18 protein-coding genes are annotated in these 20,939 nt (G+C 65.3%); 5 read left to right on the top strand and 13 right to left on the bottom strand.

Annotated features, from left to right (window positions below):
- Positions 1 to 63 precede the first annotated feature (63 nt).
- Positions 64 to 1,083 (bottom strand): LacI family DNA-binding transcriptional regulator, encoded by a 1,020-nt coding sequence (locus tag RIL96_RS09615; RefSeq protein WP_310548804.1) that lies wholly within the window; start codon positions 1,081 to 1,083, stop codon positions 64 to 66.
- Positions 1,084 to 1,365: 282 nt separating this feature from the next.
- Between RIL96_RS09615 and RIL96_RS09610 the strand changes: the two genes are divergently transcribed.
- Positions 1,366 to 3,009 (top strand): HAD family hydrolase, encoded by a 1,644-nt coding sequence (locus RIL96_RS09610; protein ID WP_310548803.1) that lies wholly within the window; start codon positions 1,366 to 1,368, stop codon positions 3,007 to 3,009.
- A 48-nt stretch (positions 3,010 to 3,057) separates the two neighbouring features.
- Here the strand turns inward: RIL96_RS09610 and RIL96_RS09605 are convergent, their stop codons facing one another.
- Genes RIL96_RS09605 through RIL96_RS09580 form a run of 6 tightly spaced genes read right to left on the bottom strand, consistent with a single transcriptional unit; the run spans position 3,058 to position 9,494 of the window.
- Entirely contained in the window at positions 3,058 to 4,164 is a 1,107-nt protein-coding gene (locus RIL96_RS09605; protein WP_310548802.1) for an ABC transporter ATP-binding protein, read from the bottom strand.
- Positions 4,157 to 5,281, bottom strand: a complete 1,125-nt coding sequence (locus tag RIL96_RS09600; protein WP_310548801.1) for an ABC transporter ATP-binding protein — start codon at positions 5,279 to 5,281, stop codon at positions 4,157 to 4,159. The genes RIL96_RS09605 and RIL96_RS09600 overlap by 8 nt, the downstream gene beginning before the upstream one ends.
- Positions 5,278 to 6,453: an ABC transporter permease gene (locus RIL96_RS09595; protein WP_310548800.1), complete on the bottom strand. Its 1,176-nt coding sequence runs from the start codon at positions 6,451 to 6,453 to the stop codon at positions 5,278 to 5,280. The genes RIL96_RS09600 and RIL96_RS09595 overlap by 4 nt, the downstream gene beginning before the upstream one ends.
- Complete coding sequence (locus RIL96_RS09590; protein WP_310548799.1) at positions 6,450 to 6,890, bottom strand: ABC transporter permease subunit; 441 nt, start codon at positions 6,888 to 6,890, stop codon at positions 6,450 to 6,452. The genes RIL96_RS09595 and RIL96_RS09590 overlap by 4 nt, the downstream gene beginning before the upstream one ends.
- On the bottom strand, positions 6,824 to 7,453 hold the full coding sequence (locus RIL96_RS09585) for an ABC transporter permease (protein ID WP_310548798.1): 630 nt from the start codon (positions 7,451 to 7,453) through the stop codon (positions 6,824 to 6,826). Before RIL96_RS09585 ends, RIL96_RS09590 begins: the two co-directional genes overlap by 67 nt.
- Before the next feature lie 37 nt (positions 7,454 to 7,490).
- Positions 7,491 to 9,494 carry an ABC transporter substrate-binding protein gene (locus RIL96_RS09580; RefSeq protein WP_310548797.1) on the bottom strand — a complete coding sequence of 668 codons (2,004 nt, stop codon included), beginning with the start codon at positions 9,492 to 9,494 and terminating at the stop codon, positions 7,491 to 7,493.
- A 327-nt stretch (positions 9,495 to 9,821) separates the two neighbouring features.
- Here RIL96_RS09580 and RIL96_RS09575 point away from each other — a divergent pair, with 327 nt between their 5' ends.
- A complete protein-coding gene (locus RIL96_RS09575; protein ID WP_310548796.1) occupies positions 9,822 to 10,709 on the top strand; it encodes an inositol monophosphatase family protein in 888 nt (295 codons plus the stop codon).
- A gap of 108 nt (positions 10,710 to 10,817) precedes the next feature.
- On the opposite strand, the gene RIL96_RS09570 is transcribed toward RIL96_RS09575, so the two are convergent.
- A complete protein-coding gene (locus tag RIL96_RS09570; RefSeq protein ID WP_310548795.1) occupies positions 10,818 to 11,504 on the bottom strand; it encodes a response regulator in 687 nt (228 codons plus the stop codon).
- Positions 11,501 to 12,865 (bottom strand): ATP-binding protein, encoded by a 1,365-nt coding sequence (locus tag RIL96_RS09565; RefSeq protein ID WP_310548794.1) that lies wholly within the window; start codon positions 12,863 to 12,865, stop codon positions 11,501 to 11,503. The genes RIL96_RS09570 and RIL96_RS09565 overlap by 4 nt, the downstream gene beginning before the upstream one ends.
- A gap of 157 nt (positions 12,866 to 13,022) precedes the next feature.
- On the opposite strand from RIL96_RS09565, the gene RIL96_RS09560 reads away from it, so the two are divergent.
- A complete protein-coding gene (locus RIL96_RS09560; RefSeq protein ID WP_310548793.1) occupies positions 13,023 to 14,519 on the top strand; it encodes a PspC domain-containing protein in 1,497 nt (498 codons plus the stop codon).
- A complete protein-coding gene (locus RIL96_RS09555) occupies positions 14,519 to 14,914 on the top strand; it encodes a hypothetical protein (protein ID WP_310548792.1) in 396 nt (131 codons plus the stop codon). Before RIL96_RS09560 ends, RIL96_RS09555 begins: the two co-directional genes overlap by 1 nt.
- Before the next feature lie 100 nt (positions 14,915 to 15,014).
- Here the strand turns inward: RIL96_RS09555 and RIL96_RS09550 are convergent, their stop codons facing one another.
- From RIL96_RS09550 to rplJ, 3 genes are all read right to left on the bottom strand, one after another.
- Positions 15,015 to 16,016 (bottom strand): universal stress protein, encoded by a 1,002-nt coding sequence (locus RIL96_RS09550; RefSeq protein ID WP_310548791.1) that lies wholly within the window; start codon positions 16,014 to 16,016, stop codon positions 15,015 to 15,017.
- A gap of 245 nt (positions 16,017 to 16,261) precedes the next feature.
- Entirely contained in the window at positions 16,262 to 16,651 is a 390-nt protein-coding gene (rplL, locus tag RIL96_RS09545; protein WP_310548790.1) for a 50S ribosomal protein L7/L12, read from the bottom strand.
- A gap of 161 nt (positions 16,652 to 16,812) precedes the next feature.
- A complete protein-coding gene (gene rplJ, locus RIL96_RS09540; RefSeq protein WP_310548789.1) occupies positions 16,813 to 17,331 on the bottom strand; it encodes a 50S ribosomal protein L10 in 519 nt (172 codons plus the stop codon).
- Positions 17,332 to 17,956: 625 nt separating this feature from the next.
- On the opposite strand from rplJ, the gene RIL96_RS09535 reads away from it, so the two are divergent.
- The gene (locus tag RIL96_RS09535) at positions 17,957 to 19,690 is read left to right on the top strand and encodes an alpha/beta hydrolase (protein ID WP_310548788.1); all 1,734 of its coding nucleotides are present in this window, start codon (positions 17,957 to 17,959) and stop codon (positions 19,688 to 19,690) included.
- Positions 19,691 to 19,767: 77 nt separating this feature from the next.
- Here the strand turns inward: RIL96_RS09535 and RIL96_RS09530 are convergent, their stop codons facing one another.
- The gene (locus RIL96_RS09530; protein ID WP_310548787.1) at positions 19,768 to 20,748 is read right to left on the bottom strand and encodes a hypothetical protein; all 981 of its coding nucleotides are present in this window, start codon (positions 20,746 to 20,748) and stop codon (positions 19,768 to 19,770) included.
- Positions 20,749 to 20,939 lie beyond the last annotated feature (191 nt).

The following is a 20,939-nucleotide window of genomic DNA, read 5'->3' as shown; positions in this document are numbered from 1 at the left end:
TTTTGAGCGTCGATTCGGCCTCAAAAGGGCACCAAAAACAGAGTCATCCGTGGAGGGGCGAGGTCAGGACGGTGGAGCGACGGAATCTCGACGAGTCAGTGACGGACGCAACGTCATCACGCGAGAGGACCCAGAACCTTCGAAACGATCCAGGACTAGCTGCAAGGCCGTCGAGCCCAGCTCGTGCCTCGGCTGGTTGACACTGGTCAGAGCCGGACGAAGGAATCTGCTCAGCGACGACGCATCATAGCCGACGATGCTCAACCCCTCAGGCACCTCGACACCAGCCTCGAAACAACGAACCATCAGATCTCCCGCGATTTCATCGGTCTGAGCAAAGACCGCCGTCGGTGCCAGCCCACCGGCCCGCACCTCCGCCACGATGCTCCGGATCGCCGCCTCCAAATGCTGCGGGCCCTCGACTCTCGGCTCAACCTCTGGAACCACACCGCGCATAAGCTCGACGAATGCTCGCTGCCGATGCAGCGCGACTGGCCGGGACGATCCTGTGAGATGGACGATGCGTCGGTGTCCTGCCGCGAACAGATGATGGACCGCAAGCCTCACACCGTGGGCATCGTTGTTGAACACGACGTCCACACCTTCGATCCGCTCCGAGAGCCGACCCACCACTGCCGTGGGAACCCACCGTCCCACCTCCTCCAGAGTCGTGGGAGGAATGCGGGAGCTGATGATGACCAACCCATCCACACCCAGCCCCACGAGAGTACGCAGGGCCTCCTGGAGCCGACTTCGGTCTGCTCCGCCCTGGGCGATGACGAGCCGGACTCCCTCGGGCGCCGCCGACTGAACACCCTCCTCGACATCACGGTGGTAGGCGCTCTGGAGCCCGTTGACCAGCACCCCGATGAGCGGACCGTCACGATCAAGGTCAGCACCCGGCGCCCAAGGGGTCACCGGCCGCCCCAGACTGCGTGCGGCCCGCAGAATCCCATATCGGGTCGGCTCGGAAATACCTACCTCGCCGCGCAACGCCAACGACACCGCGGACTTGGAGACACCGGCTGCGCGGGCGATCTCCACCAATGTGGGACTCCGCCGCCCCGACTGGCCTGCACCCACCCGCTCACTTCCTCTGACGTCTCTGACCCACAAACCCTGCACAGCAGAGCTGACCAACCGGCCGCTCCCCTGGCAGCACCATGATGACATCACCCCCGGCAGGGACTGGCGCGTTCCAGCTCGATTCCCCCGTCCGAGACGGAGAGTTCATCGGACGGACATCCGCCGTGCACCACGGCGCCATAGCTTGCGGAAGTCCGTCCGTACTCGTCGCTCCCGCCTATCTGCACAAGCTCCAGACACCCGGTGCGACCGACCGCATCACCGTCTACAGGAGGCCTCATGACATCCCTCGCTGCACTCCCGCTCCCTCAGTCCCTACTGCTCGACTACGGCGGGGTGCTCGTCTCACCGCGTCGGCACGACAACGGCACTGAGCGGTTCACCGCAGCGCTCACCTCGCTCGCGCAGGACAGAGGGGTCGACCTCGACGTCACGCAGCTGACCCGTAACCTCCGTGCCGGCATGGCCGCGCTCTCTGCCTGGAAAGACTCCTCAAGCCGACGTCTCCGTCCCCAAGAGCTTGCGCCCGAGGAGATCGTCTCCGACTTCCTGCTCTCCGGCATGCCAAACCAAGTGAGAGCTGTTCTGACCTCGGATGCAACCGACGTCTTGGAGCATATGTCCCGCTGTCACGCTGACCATCCCCTCCGCACCGGCATTCCGGAGCTTCTCGACTTCTGCCACGACCACGACATCCGCTTAGGAATCGTCTCCAACGCCCATTCGAGCAGGCGGCATCGGCGAGAACTCGCCACCTTCGGGATCGACGAGGCCTTCGGTGTGCAGATCTATTCAGACGAAGCCGGAATCCGCAAGCCCCACCCAGAGATGATCGGCAGAGCCGCACGAGCGCTCGGCACCACCGCCGACCAGTGCTGGTTCGTCGGCGACACCTATGACAGAGATGTCGTCGCCGGCCGAAGAGCAGGGGTCGGCGCCGTGATCCTGACTCTCGATGGGGTTGCGTCAGGTGCCCCCTTTGAGACTGACGAACGGCCTGACCTCACTGTGGAGTCCCCGGCTGAGCTGTTAGAGCATCTCCGTCGAAGAACCGAAGACGACGCGGCCACCGCCTCGCCTCTCGCTCAAGTGTCAGGAGTGTCCAGCACACCGACACCAACCTCTCCGCCCACTCGAGTTCAACACAGGGGCAACCGTCCTCCGACGCTGCTGATCGACCACGGCGGGGTCATCAGCACCACGGAGAAGGCAGACCGTCCGTTGGGCGAGCTGGTCGACTCGGTCACCGATGTGCTGCAGCGGGGAGGGGCTCCTCTCACCCAGGAGGAGATCCGCACAGCACTCGTCCAGGGCCATGACCTCTATAAGTCACGGAAGACGACTGACTCGCGATCGTCATCCGACCCCTGGGCCGAGGTCACGCCGCGTCAGTACTGGGAGGAGTTCATCGCCCCACAGATGGACGAACGACGCGCAGAACTGTTGCTGGCCGAAGCCGAGACACTGCAGCCGGTGCTCTACCGTTCCAAGTCGCGCAAGACCCTTCGTGAGGGTGCGGCCACCCTGCTCAGCTACTGCTCTGCGCATGACATCCGTGCCGTGGTGGTCTCCAACACGCTCTCCGGGAAGGGCGTACGGCGGGTTCTGGCGGACCACGGCGTCGCCGAGCATATCCTCGGTTGGGTATTCTCCGATGAACTTGGACGGCGTAAGCCCTGCCCGCAGATCTTCACACGCGCCCTGCAGATCGCCGGAGACGACGGATCGGGCTGCCTGATGCTCGGTGACAAGGTCCTCAACGACGCCTGGGGAGCACAACAGGCGGGAATCGCACGGCGCGTCCTGACACACGGTGGATCAGACGACTCCTCCGCACTCGCGCAGGCGCTCCGGGACGGCGTCGCCACAGACCTTGTCGATCACCCGGGTCAGGTCATCGAGCTGCTGGAGTCGCTGAGATGAGCAGATCTCAGCGATCTGCCGCATGAGGCCCCCGCTGCCCTCCGAGCCTCAGCCGAGACGCTCAACCCCGCGGAGCGACAGCTCACCGGCGAAGTGACAGGCCACTTGCTGCCCATCCGGAAGCATACGCAGCGGCGGCCGCTGTTCGGCACACACCGTCTCGGCGTACAGGCATCGAGTACGGAACGGACAGCCGCTGGGCACCGCAGTGGGGTCGGGCAACTCACCACGGACGGTGATGCGCTCACGAAATCGCTGCACACGCGGGTCCGGTTGAGGCACCGCCGAGAGCAGAGCTTCGGTGTACGGATGACCCGGACGGGTGAACAACGTGTCCTTGTCGGCGATCTCGATCACCTGCCCCAGATACATCACCGCCACACGGTCGGAGAGATGCTCCACCACTGAGAGGTCGTGGGAGATGAACAGATAGGCCAGTCCGCGTTCGGCCTGCAGACGACCGAACAGATTGAGCACCTGGGCTCGCACGGAGACGTCCAACGCCGAGACCGCCTCATCGGCCACCACCAGCTGCGGGTCTGTCGCGATGGCGCGGGCGATCCCGATGCGCTGACGCTCACCGCCGGAGAAGGCATGCGGATAGCGGTCGAGGTGGTCGCGGCGCAGGCCGACCTGTCTCAGCAGGTCAATGGTGCGTTCGGTACGCTCCTCGGAGGGAAGACTCCGCATCGACTCACCCAGCAGCTGACGCACTGTCATCCGCGGATTCAGCGAGCCGAACGGATCCTGGAAGACCAGGCGGACATCCCTGCGGTAACCCGCCAGCTCTCGGCCTGCGGCCCGTGCGACGTCGACGTCGGCATCGAAGCCGGCATCGAAGTCGGCATCGGCATATCCGGCCCCGCGCCGACCCCGGTAGCGAATCTCACCGGCAGTAGGTTCGTCGATCCGCAGTACACAGCGGCCCAACGTCGACTTGCCGCAGCCTGATTCACCGACCAGGCCCAGCGTCTCACCCGGCCGGAGGTCGAGGTCGACACCGTCGACCGCGCGCAGGGTCGTCGTCCTCCGGCGGAACACACCGCTCCGAGTCACGAAGTGCCGGCTGAGGCCGCGCAGGCTTAGCAGCGGCTCCACGCCGCCGTCCGCGCTCTGATCCGTCCGGCCAGTCGGCCGTACCGATGTCTCATCCATCCTTGGCACCCTCCTGTCCTGAGGTCGTCCTGACCGTGATCTCACCGGCCAGGATCTCCTCGGCCCGCACACAGCGCAGACGGTGGTCGGCAGAGCCCGCCTGCACGGCCTCAGTGACCTCGGGCAGCAACCTCATCATCGGCTCGTTCACATCGCACAATCCCTCGCGGACCACCGGGCATCGCGTGTGGAACAGGCAACCAGCAGGTCTCTCCAACGGGGAGGGAACTGTCCCGCTGATCGTCGCCAGAGTGTTCTCCCGACGTCCGAGGAGCGGCATGGAGCGCATCAGCGAACGGGTATAGGGGTGCACCGGCCGTTCGAAGAGGCCAAAGACGTCAGTCGTCTCCACCGCCTGCCCCAGATACATGACCGTGGTCCGGTCCGCGATATCGGCCACAACGCCGAGGTCATGTGTGATAAACACCATGGCCATGTCACGCTCATCACGGATCTCGCGCAGCAGCTCCAAGATCTGGGCCTGAGTCGTGACGTCAAGAGCCGTCGTGGGCTCGTCCGCGATGAGCAGACGAGGCCGCCCGGCGAGCGCCACAGCGATCATCGCCCGCTGACGCATCCCCCCTGAGAGCTCGAACGGGTATGACTTCGCCCTCAGGGCAGCCTTCGGGACGTGAACCGCCTCAAGCAGCGCCACAGCCTCATTTCGCGCCGTACGCCGATCAAGCCCACGATGAAGGCGCAGGGACTCGCTGATCTGGAAACCGACCGTGTGCATCGGCGACATGCTGCGGGCCGGCTCCTGGAAGATCATCCCGATCTGACCTCCCCGGATCCGGCGCATCACTGAACCACGCGGCTTCAACGTCGTCAGATCTGTGACGCTCCCGTCCTCCTCACGCCACCGGATGCTGCCAGCGGCGATCCGTCCCGGCGGATCCAACAGGCCCAACACTGCACGGGCGGTCTGCGATTTGCCACACCCGGATTCACCCACCACACAGTGGACCTCACCTGGCGCGACGTCCAGGTCCATACTGTCCACGGCCACGACGAGTCCGTCCTCCGTCGGGTACTCCACACGGAGATCGCTGACACTCAGCAAAGGAGCCGCCGACACATCCGGTAACGGTGCCCGCACCTCATCAGCTGCGCTCACTGTCCACCTCCATAAGGGTCAGCCGCATCGCGCAGCCCATCACCGAGGAAGTTCAGCGATAACGTGGCCAGGACGACGGCGGCACTGGGAACGATCAGCAGCCACGGAGCCGTCATCACGGTACGGACGTTCTGCGCCTCCTGGAGTAACACTCCCCACGAAACCACGGGTGGCTGCAGGCCCAGACCGAGGAACGACAGACTCGTCTCAGCCAGGATCATGGCCGGCACCGCGAGGGTCACTGTGGCGATGATGTGACTGGTCAGGGCAGGCAGGATATGTCGTCGCACCACGCGCATACGCGACGCCCCATCGAGCCGAGCCGCGGCCACGTAGTCTTCGCTGCGCAGCGTGAGCACCCGGCCCCGCACCTCCCGCGAAAGCGAAGTCCACCCGATGAGCGAGAGCAGCACCGTGATCCCGAAGTACACCTGCAACGGCGTCCAACTCTGAGGGAGGGAGGCCGCCAACGCCATCCACAACGGCAGCGTGGGGATCGACATGAACACCTCGGTGATGCGCTGAATCACCGCGTCCACAGGACCCCGTAGGAAGCCTGCAGCGGCGCCCAGAACGATACCGATCACCGTGGAGAGCACCACCCCGATCAGCCCGATCGAAAGCGATACTCGGGTGCCGAAGATGACTCTCGAGAGGATGTCGCGACCGGCGCTATCGGCACCCAGCAGGAAGAAGGGGGCCTCAGGATCCTCCGGCCCGAAGAGTCGGACATCAGTCTCGAACATGCCGAGGAACCGATATTCTTCGCCTGCACTGACGAACAGGCCCAACCGATGGGGGTCCTCCCGGTCTTCGGTGTAGCTCCGTTCCCAGGTGACGTCATCGACCTCCTGATCCATTCCATAGACGTACAGCCCGAGACCGTCACCTTCACCGATGTCGGTCAGATGGATCCCCTGAGGAGGGGCGTAGGGGTAGTCGACCGCATAGTCTCCCGGCGGCCGCGGTGCCAGACTGTCAGCGAAGATTGCCACCACGTACATGAACACGATGATGATCAATGAGATCACCGCCAGCTTATGACGACGGAAACGACGCCACATCAACACCCATGAGCTGCGGCGCGCGATCTCATCGGTGGCCTGCCCCGCATCGCTCCGGGACATCGGCTGGCTCCCCTGTGACGGCTGTGCTGTGCGGTGTTCACTCATCGGGCGGCTCCTGAGGTCTGGCGTCTCACCCGGGGGTCCGCCCAGGCCAGCACGAGGTCGGAGATGACAGTGCCGATGACGGTGAGCACTCCGAGGATGAGGATGAAACTCCCCGCGAGGTACATGTCCTGGTTCCGTAGAGCAGCCAACAACACCGGTCCGGTAGTCGGAATGGAGAGGACCTGAGAGACGATGATCTCGCCTGAGAGGACTGAGGGGATCGCGTAGCCCACAGTTGAGATGAAAGGATTCATCGCCGCTCGAACCGGGTATCGCAGCAGCAGCACCCATTCGCGCTGCCCACGCGCTCTGGCAGCCACCACGTAGAGCTGGGCGAGTTCGTCCGAGAGGTTCGCTCGGGTGATCCGGATCAGAGAGGCCGTTCCGGCAGTGGCGACGATGAGTGCGGGGACGGCAAGGTTCTGCAGGAGATCCACGAACCGCCCGACAGACCACTCTGCGTCGACGTATTCCGGGGAGAACAGTCCCCCACGGTGATTCCGAAGTACCGGAATGCGATGTACATGAACACCAGCGCCAGCACGAAGTTCGGGACCGAAAGACCGATGAATCCTAAGAACGTGAACGCGTGGTCCCCGAATGAGTAGCGACGAACCGCAGAATAGATGCCGATGGCAAAGGCGATGATCCATGTGAGGATCAGTGATCCGCCGGCCAGCAGCAAGGTGTAGGGCATGTACTCCCCCAGCAGCTCGACGACTGGCACATTGTAGCGAAACGAATAGCCGAAGTCGAACTCGAAGATGATGCCCGATATCCAGACCCAGTACTGGACGTACCACGGCTGGTCCAACCCGTAGCGGTCGCGCAGAACCTCGATCTGCGCGGAGGTGAGGTTGCCGCCGTCGGCATCCCGCTCCGCCATCAGGGTGGTGACGAAGTCACCCGGCGGTGCTTGGATGATGAAGAACGAGATCAGCGAGATCAGCCAGATGGTCAGGAGAGACCATCCGAGGCGCTTGACGGTATAGAACAGCATGACTCACGTGACGGGCCGCCCAGTCAGGACGCCGGACTCAGGGCCCTTCGTCCCCGTCGGCCTCCTCCTCGGTCTCGATATCCTCCTCGTCGACCTCATCAACCTCCTCCTGGACTTCCTCCTCGTCCCGGGCCACGGCGTCGTCAGGATCCACCCACCAGAAGGACTCCGGATGCGCCGGACCCGGGTTCTCGAACGCCGATGACTCGTAGAGCTCATAGGGGGCATTGCGAAGGTCGTCGGAGATGACGCCGGCGCGGTTGGCACTGGTGGCAAGACCGATCGTCCAGAAAGCCTCAGCGGAGAGGTCCAGAAGCTCCTCCATCAGCTCCGCACGCCTCTCATCGTCAGGCTCGGCGAGGATCTGGTCGTAGATCTCCCACTGGTCCCAGGCGAGCGAGTCCTCCGGAGGTGCAAAGCCGTTGTCTTCGTCGAGGTAGTACTCACCCCACATAGGAGCGTAGTTCGAGCTGTCTCCGTGGGGCATGTACCACCGTGGGCGAAGGATCGAGTCCTGCAGACCTGCGGAACCGTCACGCGAGTTCGCATCAAAACTGTTGTTATCCCTGCGCTCGTTACGCAGGTCCCGGTCCATCGTGTTGATCTCCACCGTGACACCGACCTCAGCCCAGTGCTGCTGTGCGATCTCCAAAGCGCTGATGATCTCCACGGAACGGTCCGAGGCCACATCAACTTCGAAGGTGAACGGCTCACCATCAGAACCAAGCCGCCGTCCCTGGTCATCAGTCTCGGGAAGGACCCGGTCGAGGTATTCGTTGGCGAGGTCCACGTCATACTCGGTGTACTGGGTGGCGAGCTCCTCGTGGTAAAAGGGCGAGTCCTCACGGGGTGCGGCCTGCGCGGCTTCGCCCTGGCCGTGGTAGTTTAACTCGATGATCTCCTCACGGTTCAGGGCGTGAGAGAGTCCGATCCGGAAGTCTTTCTCGTTGAAGATCTCCCTTATGTCCTCATCCTCGTGGTGCAGATTGAGGTTCAGAACCATCACGTTCATGTCCGTGGTGGTGACATCAACCAGGGAGAAGCCGTTCTCCTCCATAGACTCGGCCAGCAGGGGCCGGAAATCATGATCGAGGTGGCGATCCTGGAAAGAGATGTCGCCCGAAGCCGCACGGAAAGCCAGCGCCTCAAGGTCCGAGTAGACGTCGAAAACCATGCGGTCGACGTACGGCAGCTGGTTGCCGTCCTCGTCGACCTTCCAGTAGTAAGGATTTCGTTCGGCCGTCACTCGGGTGCCCGTGTAGGCGGGGTTGTCGATGACCCAAGGGTTCAGTGTCGGCAGCTCGGTGTTCATCCAGCGTGAGTCGAAGCCGGTGCCGAGGGTCACTCCACCCTTCTCGTGGAACAGTTCAGTCCACTCGTCGTACCCTTCTTCCTCAAGGACTTCGTCGAGGTCTTCGGCAAAGTCTGCATGGAACTGCTCGAGGTAGTGCCGAGGGAACCGGTGGAACATGCCGTCGTCATCGGCCCGGGCCATCTGTGTCAGGAACATGCCGTGCGGATTCTGGAAGGTGATCTCGACGGTGTAGTCGTCGATCTTCTCGATCTCACCGAGCTCGCCCTGCGGATCGACGAGGTATTCGTTGGGACCGGGAGTCAGCTCTTCGTGGGAGATCACATCGCGGTATCCGAACACGAGGTCGTCTGCGGTGAACGACTCACCGTCAGACCATCGGACCCCTTCCTGGAGATGAAGGGTGTAGGTTGTCCCGTCCTCAGAAGACTCCCAGTCACGGGCCAGTCCTGGCACGAGCTCGTCGGTCCAGTCAGCGTTCCAGCGCACCAACGGCTCATAGCCGACGTAACGACGGATGGTCGAGTCGTCGTCGTTGTCGAGCATGGCCGCGACCATCTCACCCCCGTACTCTCCAGGACCATCCGGGCCCTTGATGACCGGAGGGTCCTCCGGAATCCTCTCGGCCAATGCAGGCAGGTCCCCAGAGTCCAGCAGTTCCTCCAGCTCAGGGGCCTGTCCGCTGGGTTCCACGGATTCGTCCACTTCGGCGGAAGCGCCCGTTTCCATGCCGGTGTCTGCGGTGTCGCGATCATCGGGACCTGCTGCCTCTGTCTCCCCAGATTCTCCTGAAGAGCAGCCGAGGAGGACGAGAGTCGACAGTGTCAAAGTGGTCATCAACTGAGCCGGGCGGCTGCGGTGGGGCATGGTCGTCATGGCTGAGGCCTCCGTGCGATAGTTTCGGCGCCTGCGGCGGGGCGGACATCGGCCACAGTGTCACCGGCTGGTGGACCGAAGGTGAACAGCCGACGACGACGGCCTCAAGCCGGGGCCCCGGGCACTGGACGATTCCAGAGCCTCACTTCAGCCGCCTGTGTGCCCCTTACCGTGAGACATATGTCTACTCACGTCTCACCGGTTCAACCGTGTCCGACCGATGTGCCGACTGCTCGTGACCTGCGCAGGATCGCCGTTGCGGCGAGCCATAAAGTGGGCCCTGCACTACGCGGGGCGTTCCGATCGGCGATGGAAGTGCGGTCTAAGAGCGCCCCTCATGATGTGGTCACTGAGTGGGATGCGGCCACGGAGGTCCAGCTGGCGCAGATCCTGACTGCCGCAGTGCCGAACTCCAGGATCATCGGAGAAGAGTATGGACGGCAGGGTGATGGTGACATCGAGTGGATCGTCGATCCCATCGACGGGACCGCCAACTTCGTCCACGGATTGTCGCTGTTCTCTGTCTCGATCGCCGCAGCCATCAATGATGAGGTGGTGGCTGGCGTCGTTCATGATCCGGTGAACGAACTGACCTTCTCCGCCGATGATGCTGTCGCGGTGCTGGCCGATCGGCAGGGAGAACGACGCCTGGACGCCGATATCTCAGACGTGGCTCGGGACAAGCCCGAGGAACGGCTCTGTCTGACCACGGGGTTCCCCAACCGTGAGACCCTTCGCGCTGACCGTGACTCCAGCCTCGAGGCTCTGGGAGAACTCACACAGGCCTACGGAGCCGTACGTCGACTCAGTTCATCCGCCTTGGAGCTCAGCTTCGTCGCGGCCGGATGGACCGACCTCACGATGGGTGTTCACACGAATCCCTGGGACGTCGCTGCGGGGATGCTGCTCGTCGAACGGGCGGGTGGCACCGTGATCGCGCTTGACAGCGCAGGACAACCCGTCGAGGACCGACCCCACCTGGCTCCTCACTACCTGGCGCTCGGTCGCAGTGTCGAGGCACCGACAGCGCGTCGGGTCCTTGCTCGTCTGGCACGCCCCACCCCCTAGCCCGGTGACTCTGTTTTTGGTGCCCTTTTGAGCGTCGATTCGGCCTCAAAAGGGCACCAAAAACAGAGTCAACCGTGGGGGTGAGGTCAGGACGGTGGAGGGGCGGGTTCAGATGAGGCGACGCTGCTGGGCCCAGCGGGTGAGCTCGTGGCGAGAGGACAGTTGCAGCTTCCGCAGCACTTTCGAGACATGGGTCTCCACCGTCTTCACCGATAGGTACAGCTCACCGGCGAGCTCCCGATAGGTATAGCCGCGTGCGATCAGCCGCATGACTTCGACTTCGCGGGCGGAGAGCCGGTCGAGCTCCTCATCACGCACCTCACCGGCGGCAGAGGTGCCGAAGGCGTCGAGCACGAACCCGGCAAGACGCGGGGAGAACACCGCATCACCGCTGTGAACTGCGCTCACAGCATCGATCAGCTCCTGCGGACTGATCGTCTTGGTCACATACCCACGAGCACCAGCACGGATCACCGAGACCACGTCCTCGGCCTGATCCGATACGCTGATCGCCAAGAATCGGGTGTCCTCCAGCAGGTCCCGGCAGCCGAGCACCACTTCGGCTCCCCCGCCCCCGGTGCCGCCGGGCAGATGGACATCGAGCAGCACCACATCCGGACGGGCCGCGCGGACGACCTCGATCGCGCTGCCGACATCAGCAGCCTCGGCCACCACATCGAGGCGGTCGCCGATCTCATGCCGCAGCCCGGCACGAAAGATTGCGTGATCATCGACGATGACCGCGCGGATCGGCGCGGGCACGTGCACAGACGGGACAGGCTCAGGGGATCTCACGGCACCTCCTCCTCAGTCTCGGCATCCGTCTCAACCGGCAGACGCAGTTGGACCTCGGTGCCGGATTCACCCGAGCGGATGATCGCTTCTCCCCCGGCGCGGCGCATCCGCCCGATGATGGATTCGCGCACGCCCAGCCGGTCAGGGTCCACAGCCTCCAGGATGAATCCCGACCCCCGGTCACGGACGAAGACCGCGTCACCGCAGGCGTCGGACTCGATATACACCGAGGCCGGCCCGGCATGACGGACTGCGTTGAGCATCGCCTCCCGGGCGGCGGCCACGAGCACACGGTGATCACTGCGCGATGAGCTGCCGACGCTGACGACGTCCACAGCGACACTGTGGCGCTCCTCCAGTTCCGCGGCGGCCGCCGTCAGCTGTTCTTCCAGCGTTCCCGGCTCTTGCGCCTCACGGCGGTAGAGCCACCCGCGCAGCTGCCGCTCCTGCATCCGGGCCAACGTACCCACGGCCTCAGGGTCAAGGCGCTGCTTCTGGATCATCGCCAGGGTCTGCAGCACGGAATCATGCAGGTGGGCGGCGATATCAGCTCGCTCGGCCTCAGCCGCCGCACGTGCCCGTTGGGTCGCAGCCGTTCGGTAGAGACGGATGAGCCAGGGCGCGGCCACCAGGGCGAGCCCGGCGAGCAGCAGCACCGCGATGAGCAGGCTCATGGTCAGCTCCGCCAGGGGCACCAGGCCGGCGGCGAGCAGCAGCAGGGCGAACACGACGAGCCCGGCGCCGACGCCGACCTGCCACAGCGCACTCGGCGTCCAGCCACGCTCGGCTCCGGGCTCTGTCTTATCCACCTGCGACCAGGCCAAGAGCACGCCCACCACCAGCACTGCGGGCGGCAGCACCACCCAGACGTTCAGGCCAGCACCGAAAATACCGAAGACCATGACCAGCGCACTGCCCAGGAGAAGCCCGCCCAGCAGAACCTCGGGAGTGCCGGTGAGCGCATCGATCAGACGCTTCAGGCGAAGCCCGATCGCAGGTTGAGGCTCAACGGAGCCGTTCGGACCAGCGGGCCCCTGATCCGAGCGTCGGCCAGGATGAACCCAGTCAGCCCCGTCCTGCTCGGTGTCACCTGAGGCAGCGGTAGGAACCGCCAGGCCGCTCAGCCCACGGACACCGGCCTCAGCACCGGATTCCTCCTCTGAGGGCACGAAGATCCACAACCAGCAATAGAGCACCAGGCCGATGCCACCGGCGATGGTCAGCCCGATGGTCACCGCCCGCACCACCGGAACGGAGACCTGCAGGTGCCGGGCCACACCGAAGCAGACTCCGGCCAACGGAGTCTCTGCGGCCCGCCGCAGCTCAGGGCGGGGCCGCACCTGCACAGGTGGCTCGGACATGCCACCATCCTGCCACGGGCACTGCGCAGCACCGGCCGGCCCTGGCAAAGATCAGGGACATCTCTGGTCGGCACCGGAGCAGACAAGGGGCGATTCAGGGTCGGTTCAGGGTCTTCCCTGATAGCAGGGCCACCTCCGGGCCGGGCAGAGTAGAACTATGGATCACCGTTCCTCCCCTGCGCCTGAGGACCCCGTGGCTGCTGAGGGTTCAGCCCACGGCCGCCGAGGCCCCGAAACAGGCCGTCGGCTCTTCGACCGGATACGCCGCACCGGACTGGTGCGCGCGGAGAACGGCTGGTTCGGCGGACTGGCCGCGCTGGTCGCTGATCGTCTCCACTGGGATGCCACATTGGTGCGCGGCATCGTCTTCGTCTCCTGCCTGTTCTTCTTCCCCCCGATGGCCCTGACCTATGGGCTGCTGTGGATCCTGCTGCCGGATGCCCAAGGACGCATCCATCTGCAGCAGTCGATGCGCGGAGACCACCGGGGCGGCTTCCTCGCAGGCGGGCTGCTGACGCTGCTGGGCACCATCACTCTGATCAGCCCCTTCAACCTGGCAGGAGCCGTCGGCATCATCCTGAACCTGCTGGTGCTCAGCGGACTGATCTGGCTGGTGGTCCGGGTGATACGGCATAGCCGTCGAGCAGAGCCTGAGAGCGGAGGGACCTCGAGCACCTCCTCCGCTCAGACCTCGACCGGGCACCCGGCCGGGCACCGGCACGAGCGCGCCGACGGCCGACCGGCCTGGTATCCCAGAACTGAGGCGGCGGGGAATTCAGCACGCGCACCCGGCGACGCGACGGCCAGCGCGGTCAATGCTGCTGGACACCAGGCACCCCGGCCCGGACAGCGCAGCGGCTCCGAACGCCCGGCTGCACAGACCCGCAAGACTCGCGTGACCAAGACTCGCGTGACCAAGACTCGCGTGGCTCGGAGCAGCACACTCAGCCCCGAGCAACGAGAGGCACGCCGACGTCGACGGCAGCTGACCTTCGGCGTCCTGCTGCTCGCCGTGCCGGTGCTGGTGGGAGTCATGTTCCTCGGCGGGGTGATGGGAGTCTCGGTGATCCCGGTGCTGCTGCTGGTCACGGCTGTCACGACCCTGGTGCTCGCCGCTCTCCACATCATCGCCGCTCTGCGCGGACGTCGTGGCCGCAGCCTGCTGCTGACTACGGTGACCGCCACGATGCTGCTGCTGTTCGCCATGGCCTCCGGGCCACCGGTCGGCGGTGGGACCTCCCACGCATTCAGCCAGCAGACAACCGACTCCACCTCGGTGAGTTCCGCCTTCTCCTCCACCATCGTCGACCTGCAACAGTTGGACCCGAACGAAGCCGCGGAGAACGAGGCGGGAGTCTCGGTCTACAGCGCCGACATCAGTACGGCGTTCTCTTCCGTCGAAGTGATCGTTCCCGACAACGTCGAGGTGGTGGTCGAAGTCGATCAGGCCTTCGGCAGCATCACCGCACGCACTGCCGACGCAGAGCATGACATGGGCGGACTCAGCTCACGCGGCTTCACACTCGGCCCGACCGATGCGGACACGCAGCTGCAGCTCTCAGTGGACGCAGCCTTCAACAGTCTCGAGATCTACGACGCCAGCACCTATGCCCAGGAGAAGGGCAATGACGCCGACTCCGGAGAGGACCGATGATGACCCGTCACGAACATCCCCACGAGCGGCACGAGGTGGACTCCCTGCTGGCCGATTCCCTGCAGACCACAGCGGCGGAGGACTTCGACTGGAAAGAACCCGAACGCGGACCCCGCTGGTGGGAGCGCGCCGAGGCCGCCGGGCAGCTCAGCAGCTCCTCAGCTGAGACGGCACAGGACACTCCCAGGCCTTCAGCAGACGAGGGCCACACAGGGCTGCGCACGGGCCAGCTGGTCTTCGGCACCATATGCCTGCTGCTGGCGCTCTGGTGTCTGGTCGGCGTCATCTGGGGCATCTTCGTCGATCCCCTGCTGGTGGCCCTGGGGATCTGCGTCCTATGCGGGCTGATACTCCTCGCTGCAGGACTGCGCCCGCGCCGCCGACTGCGACTCTGAGGTCTCATCGGCGGCGCGGGCGCTTGAGAATATCTCGCCGCAGGGCCTACCGGCTGCGGCAGAGCCGAATGCTCCGCCGAACACGCAGCCCCCCGGGGGCTCAGCCGCGGGCGATCCGCGGGTGGGAGCGCACGCGCGGGTCCGGCACATCAGCCACGGCCATCAGCGGCCCTTCCGCGTAGTGCATCACTCCGTTGGAGGTGGATCCCAGCACCATGCCGGCGAATCCGCCACGTCCCCGGGTGCCCACCACGGTCAGCCCGGCAGTGCGGGACTCTTCGACCATGACCTTGACCGGGCTGCCGACGGCGGCCACGGTCTCGATCTCTACATCTGGCACCTGCTCGCGCAGCCAGGTGCGGTCCTCGTCCAGGCGTGCCAGCACCGAATCCTGCTGATCCTTGCGCTGGCGCTTCTTCGGCGTCCAGGAGGTGTCCTCGACCTGATCGGTGTAGGCGGCGACCAATCGCAGCGGCACCTGCCGGGTGCGGGCTTCCTCTGCGGCCTCCAGCGCGGCGACCAGGCTGTGGCCGGAGCCGTCCACACCCACTGAGACATGGGCGGCGGAGACGTCGCGATGACCCTCGGCCCCCTGTGCGGTGAAACGCTTGGGCACGATCACCACCGGGCAGCGCGCCTTCCAGGGCAGACCGGAGGAGACGGAGCCGAGCATACGACCGGCGAACCCGCCTCGACCGCGGCTGCCCACGACGAGCAGATCAGCGCGCTTGGAGAACTTGAGCAGGACATCTGCGGCATCGCCGTACTTCACGTAGCCGCGCAGCCGCCCGGTGAAGTGCCCGAGGTGTTCGCGCGCCTCGATCAGCACCTGCTTACAGCCTTCACGCAGGGTGGAGTCATCAGCGAAATAGTCCCCGGCGGCGCGTGCAGAATCCGAGTAAGGCGACAGCGAGTAGGCGATGACCATCGTCAGAGGAAGCCTGCGACGGCCCGCCTCATCAGCAGCCAGACGCAGCGCGCCGAGGGAATGCTCCGAGCCGTCGATGCCGACGACCACGCCGAAACCGGACTGCGGCTGCTCCTCCTCGACAGACTCCTGCGTCTGCTCCGGTGCGCCGTCGGTCTGTGGCGAGTCAGTCATTACGGTGATCCTCCTCAGTGGTGTGTCGGCAGCGCAAGCCGCCGACGCTCTCATCCGTCCTCGGGCGGCGCCGCAGACGCCGTCGTCGGAGGGCCTGGCCCTCCCTTTCCATCCTAGCCGCACACACCGGGAGCCCCCATCCGATGTCTCGGATGGGGGCTCCCGGGCGATGCTCCTCCCCGCCTGTCCGCTCATGGGCAGAGCGGGCGGGGATGATGCTCAGCCGGTGGTGGCTGAGCGCAGGATCACTTGAGGGTGACGGTGGCGCCAGCGCCCTCCAGCGTCTCCTTGGCCTTCTCGGCGGCCTCCTTGTCGACGCCCTCCAGGACCGGCTTCGGGGCACCGTCGACCAGCTCCTTGGCCTCCTTCAGACCGAGGGAGGTCAGGCCGCGCACCTCCTTGATGACGCCGATCTTCTTGTCACCAGCGGACTCGAGCACGACGTCGAACTCGGTCTGCTCCTCAGCAGCCTCAGCCTCGCCGCCGCCTGCGGCCGGTGCGGCACCAGCCACGGCCACCGGTGCGGCAGCCTCGACGTCGAAGGTCTCCTCGAAGAGCTTCACGAACTCCGAGAGCTCGATGAGGGACATCTCCTTGAACTGTTCGATCAGCTCGTCGTTGGTCATCTTCGCCATGTCAGGCGCTCCTTCTTCATGTCTGAGGTCCTCGCCTGCGGGTCTCGCAGACGGTGACGCTCGCGGTTCCTATGCGTGGTGAGCGAGCTTCTGCCGCTCGACGGCTCCCGATGCCCGGCCCAGTGGCCGATGCGGCGAGAACCTGTGTTCTGATGCTTGGCTCAGGCCGCTTCCTGCTTCTCCCGCAGCGCCTCGACCGTGCGCACGGCCTTGGACAGCGGAGCCTGGAACGTGGCAGCAGCCTTGGACTGAGCGCCGATGAAGGCCCCAGCCAGCTTGCCGAGCAGAACCTCACGGGACTCGAGATCCGCGAGCTTCTTGATTCCGTCCTCGTCCAGAGCGGCTCCGTCCATGTAGCCGGCCTTGATGACGAGTGCGGGGTTGCCCTTGGCGAAGTCACGCAGGGCCTTGGCCACGTCGACAGCGTCTCCGTGGACGAAGGCGATGGCGGAGGGGCCCTCCATCTTGCCTTCGAAGGCGTCGATACCGGATTCGCGCGCGGCGATCTCGGTCAGCGTGTTCTTCACCACGGCGTATTGCGCGTTCTCCCGCACGGACTTGCGCAGCTCCTGCAGCTGTCCGACGGAGAGGCCGCGGTATTCCGTGAGCACTGCGGCCGTCGAGGAGCTGAAGAGTTCCTTCAGCTCGGCGACGGCGGCAGCCTTCTCAGGATTCGCCATGGCACTCCTTCCGATTCTTCTGAGAGGCCGGCCAAGGCTCTGCACGGGGACCGAGGCATGAAAAAAGCCCCGATGCACAGATGCACGGGGCGTCTCAGCTCAGTGGAGCATCCCCCGTGGACGTCAGGGGCGCTCCAGGCTGGAGCGGCTGGAATCGTGTCACCTGCGCTGGTCGCCCGTGAGGGTCTTTACAGTTGCGCCGCACTCCGAGCGGCGCTCGGCGACCGCGGGGAACAGTGCCACTGTTCTCCGCACGACAACAACGACCGGCGGTCTTTGGTCAGAGGCCACTTTACACGGCGCACCCCGGCGACGCCACCGCGGGACGATATTCGATCGAAATCACGCTGTGACCACATTGTGACATGTCGCACACCGGCCACGCCGATCGCTTCATTTCGGCAACGAACCCCTACAGGATCGTCAAGAGGGCCTGCGAGCCCACTACGGGCCGCAGATCCCGGTATCACCGGCTGTATCACTCACCACATCACTCACCACCCTCTGCCGCTCCTGAGGAGGAGAACGCACCATGAGGAACACCATGAGGAACACCCCGAGGACAACTCTGAGAAAAACCCCGAAGAAGGCGTCGCTACCCCTGCGCGCCACCGGCATACTGGCTGTGGCTGCACTGAGCGCGGGACTCGGCCCCACGGCACAGGCATCCCCGAATAACACCGGCAATTCCGGGAACAACGGCAACAACTCCGCGCAGGTCGACGCCGGTGAGATCGCCGGCGATCTCCTGGACCAGGAACTCGCCTGGGAAGGCTGCGAATTCCCCGACATCAGCCCCGAGGCCGCCGCACGGTTCCAGCAGGTCGAGGGCCTGGCCTGTGCCGACGTCACCGTCCCCCGCGACTGGCACAACCCAGACGACGGCCACACGATCACCCTGCGCATCTCTGTGACCGATACCGCCGATGAGGACAGTTCGCAGGGCATCGCTCTGGTGAATCCGGGAGGTCCGGGTGGAAGCGGCCTGCCCTGGGGCCCGGCGATGGCCGACCGCTCCCCCGCACTGGCCGAAGAGTTCAACTTCGTTGGCTTCGATCCCCGCGGCGTGGGTGAGTCCACTCCGTTGGAGTGCGAATACACCCCGACCCAGGGCGCCGACTCCTGGGACGACGCCGCTGCCCGTGTCGAAGGCTGCCTGGACAACCCGCTGACTCCGTTCATCACCACCGAACAGACCGTCTACGACATGGACTTCATCCGCGCAGTGCTCGGTGAGGACCACATCAGCTACGTCGGCTACTCCTACGGCACCTGGCTGGGCAACTGGTACCAGGCGGTGTTCCCCGAGCACTCCCACCGGTTCCTGCTGGACTCCGCGACAGACCTGACCCGGACCTCCCTGCAGGAGACCTGGGACCTGCAGCCACGCAGCCGTGACCGCCAGTTCCAGGACATGATGCTGCCCTATATGGCCCGCAACGCTGAGACCTATGGACTCGGCCAGGACCCGATGGTGATCCGTGAGGGCTGGGAGCAGGCCGGAGGCACACGGACCATGCTGGGTGCCGTGGTGGCCAGCAACATCATCCCGGCGATGTACACCACCTCCGGTTACCCGGGTGCGGCCAGCCTGGTCGCCGCCTACATCGAAGCCGGTGCAGCCGAGGCTGCCGATGCGACCGAGCTCTCCGCCCAGCTGGAGGAGCTGCTGGAAGCCTCACAGGGCGTCGAGATCGACGACGTCGAGGCCCGCATGGCCTACGAGTCCCTGGTGGCCGATCTCCGCGAGGAGGTTGCTGAACTCCAGGAGGTCGAGCAGGCCGCCGCAGAGGGCGCCTCGGTGACCTTCTCCGGCACCTTCGAGGCCATCCGCTGTCAGGACGGACAGTGGAACCAGTCGCGCGGCTTCTGGAACGCCTGGGTCGACGATCTCAACCGTAAGCAGCCGTTCATCGGCCCGCTGATGTCCGCCCCGCTGTGTGCCCACTGGCCGGCGGTCACCGAGAAGCCTCGTCCGCACCAGAACTCACACCCGGACACCCTGGTGGTGCAGTCCGAGTTCGACGCGGCGACCCCGTACGAGGCCGGGCAGCGCACCGCGCAGATCCAGCCGCACACCGCGCTGATCACCGTGGCCAACGAAGGCTCCCATGGCCTGTACCCCTACGGCACCACCTGCGTGGACGACGCCGTCGAGGCCTACATGCTGGAGGGCACCATGCCGTCGAACACCGTCTGCGGAGCGCTGCCGCTGCCCGGTGAGGACGTCGCCTACCAGGTCGGCGGTGACATCCACGAGGCCCAGGGCACGGTGCAGATCAAGATGCGCACCGACTCGGTCAAGCAGGCCGAGCGCCTGGTGCGTCAGATGATGCGCGAGCAGAGCCAAGAAGGCTGAACGACGTCGAATCACTGAGGCGCTGACCTCTGGGCTGGGCACCCCGGCACCTGCTGCCCCCTCGGGAGGGGATGGCTCTACACGAGCCATCCCCTCCGTGCCGCCTGGACCCCCAGCTGGAAGCGCGTAGTAGAGCCAGTGGCCTCCAGCAGCTGTTGGATGCGCCGGGAGAGGGTCCGACGGCTGATCCCCATCTGCCGAGCCATCTGTTCGTCGGTGACGCCGGCGGCCATGAGCCCGACCAGCTCACGGGCGGCCTCCTCCTCGGAAACCGGTGTGGCGGAGCTGACCGACCCTGCGGAGCTGGACTCGGTCGTGAGCAGTGGCGCCTGGTCTGCCACACCCAAAGGAACGGAGCCGGACCAGACGGAAGCGAAGAGTGCGATAAGGGCATCGAGCATCGGCGAGGGGTGGATCACCACTCCGGTGACCCGTTCGCCTTCGATCAGGACGATGAGCCCGATCTCCTCGTCGATGATGCGCAGCCGCAGCGGCACCGACGCATGGACCCGAGCCTCCTCGCCGAGAGCCACAGCCTCGTTGATGGAGCTTCGGATGGCTGGATCGGAGACGGCCTCATCCGAGTAGACGGTCTGGTAACGGATGCCCCGCGGCAACTGACGGCGCTGGACCGGGCACATCTGCCCGGCGGTCGAGGGAGCATAGGGGCCGCGATCCATAGAGCGGACCTGCTCGACGGCGCTGAGCTGCATCGTGTCAGCCACACGCTGGACCGCCGCTCGGCCGTGGAGGACTTCGATGATATCGGTGCCCTGCGCCCCGGGACGGTCCCACAGGCTACCGAGCTCATGCTCCAGGTGCAGGGCGGCATCGGCCTGACGGCGACGGCGACGGGCCTCCGCGCGCAGCACTCGGCGAGGGTCGTTGAGCCGGGCGGCGCCGTCAGGCTCCGGATCTCCCACGAGCCCGACGGCGTGGAGCTCACCGTGGAGTTCGACTTCAAGGGCGGCACGGCGGTGTCCGGCCGCGAGCAGATCCATATAGGACTCAGCCGCATCTTGGCTCAGCCCCAGAGCTGTCAGATCCGCCGGATCCATGCCACCGCCTTCCTGGTCGTCGTACGGCCCCTACAGTGGCCGTCGCTGTGATGATCTGTTCACTATGCCACGGCCACTGCAAGCCGCAGGTCCCGGTGAGGATGGTCGATACGGTGATCCAAGGTCCTGGACGGTCCCGGTTCGCAGTTGTGGTGACCATGTCGGAGACGACACCGCGGACACGACCCCGC

The organism is Nesterenkonia aerolata (genome assembly GCF_031470965.1).
Classification (GTDB): Bacteria; Actinomycetota; Actinomycetes; order Actinomycetales; family Micrococcaceae; genus Nesterenkonia; species Nesterenkonia aerolata.
This window is presented reverse-complemented; position numbering and strand designations above follow the sequence as displayed.

Coding starts and splice junctions, on each gene's coding strand:
- RIL96_RS09610 (WP_310548803.1), top strand. CDS start 1,366: ATGACATCCCTCGCTGCACTCCCGCTCCCTCAGTCCCTACTGCTCGAC.
- RIL96_RS09605 (WP_310548802.1), bottom strand. CDS start 4,164: ATGGATGAGACATCGGTACGGCCGACTGGCCGGACGGATCAGAGCGCG.
- RIL96_RS09595 (WP_310548800.1), bottom strand. CDS start 6,453: ATGAGTGAACACCGCACAGCACAGCCGTCACAGGGGAGCCAGCCGATG.
- RIL96_RS09585 (WP_310548798.1), bottom strand. CDS start 7,453: ATGCTGTTCTATACCGTCAAGCGCCTCGGATGGTCTCTCCTGACCATC.
- RIL96_RS09580 (WP_310548797.1), bottom strand. CDS start 9,494: ATGGAAACGGGCGCTTCCGCCGAAGTGGACGAATCCGTGGAACCCAGC.
- RIL96_RS09575 (WP_310548796.1), top strand. CDS start 9,822: ATGTCTACTCACGTCTCACCGGTTCAACCGTGTCCGACCGATGTGCCG.
- RIL96_RS09565 (WP_310548794.1), bottom strand. CDS start 12,865: ATGTCCGAGCCACCTGTGCAGGTGCGGCCCCGCCCTGAGCTGCGGCGG.
- RIL96_RS09560 (WP_310548793.1), top strand. CDS start 13,023: ATGGATCACCGTTCCTCCCCTGCGCCTGAGGACCCCGTGGCTGCTGAG.
- RIL96_RS09555 (WP_310548792.1), top strand. CDS start 14,519: ATGACCCGTCACGAACATCCCCACGAGCGGCACGAGGTGGACTCCCTG.
- RIL96_RS09550 (WP_310548791.1), bottom strand. CDS start 16,016: ATGACTGACTCGCCACAGACCGACGGCGCACCGGAGCAGACGCAGGAG.
- rplL (WP_310548790.1), bottom strand. CDS start 16,651: ATGGCGAAGATGACCAACGACGAGCTGATCGAACAGTTCAAGGAGATG.
- rplJ (WP_310548789.1), bottom strand. CDS start 17,331: ATGGCGAATCCTGAGAAGGCTGCCGCCGTCGCCGAGCTGAAGGAACTC.
- RIL96_RS09530 (WP_310548787.1), bottom strand. CDS start 20,748: ATGGATCCGGCGGATCTGACAGCTCTGGGGCTGAGCCAAGATGCGGCT.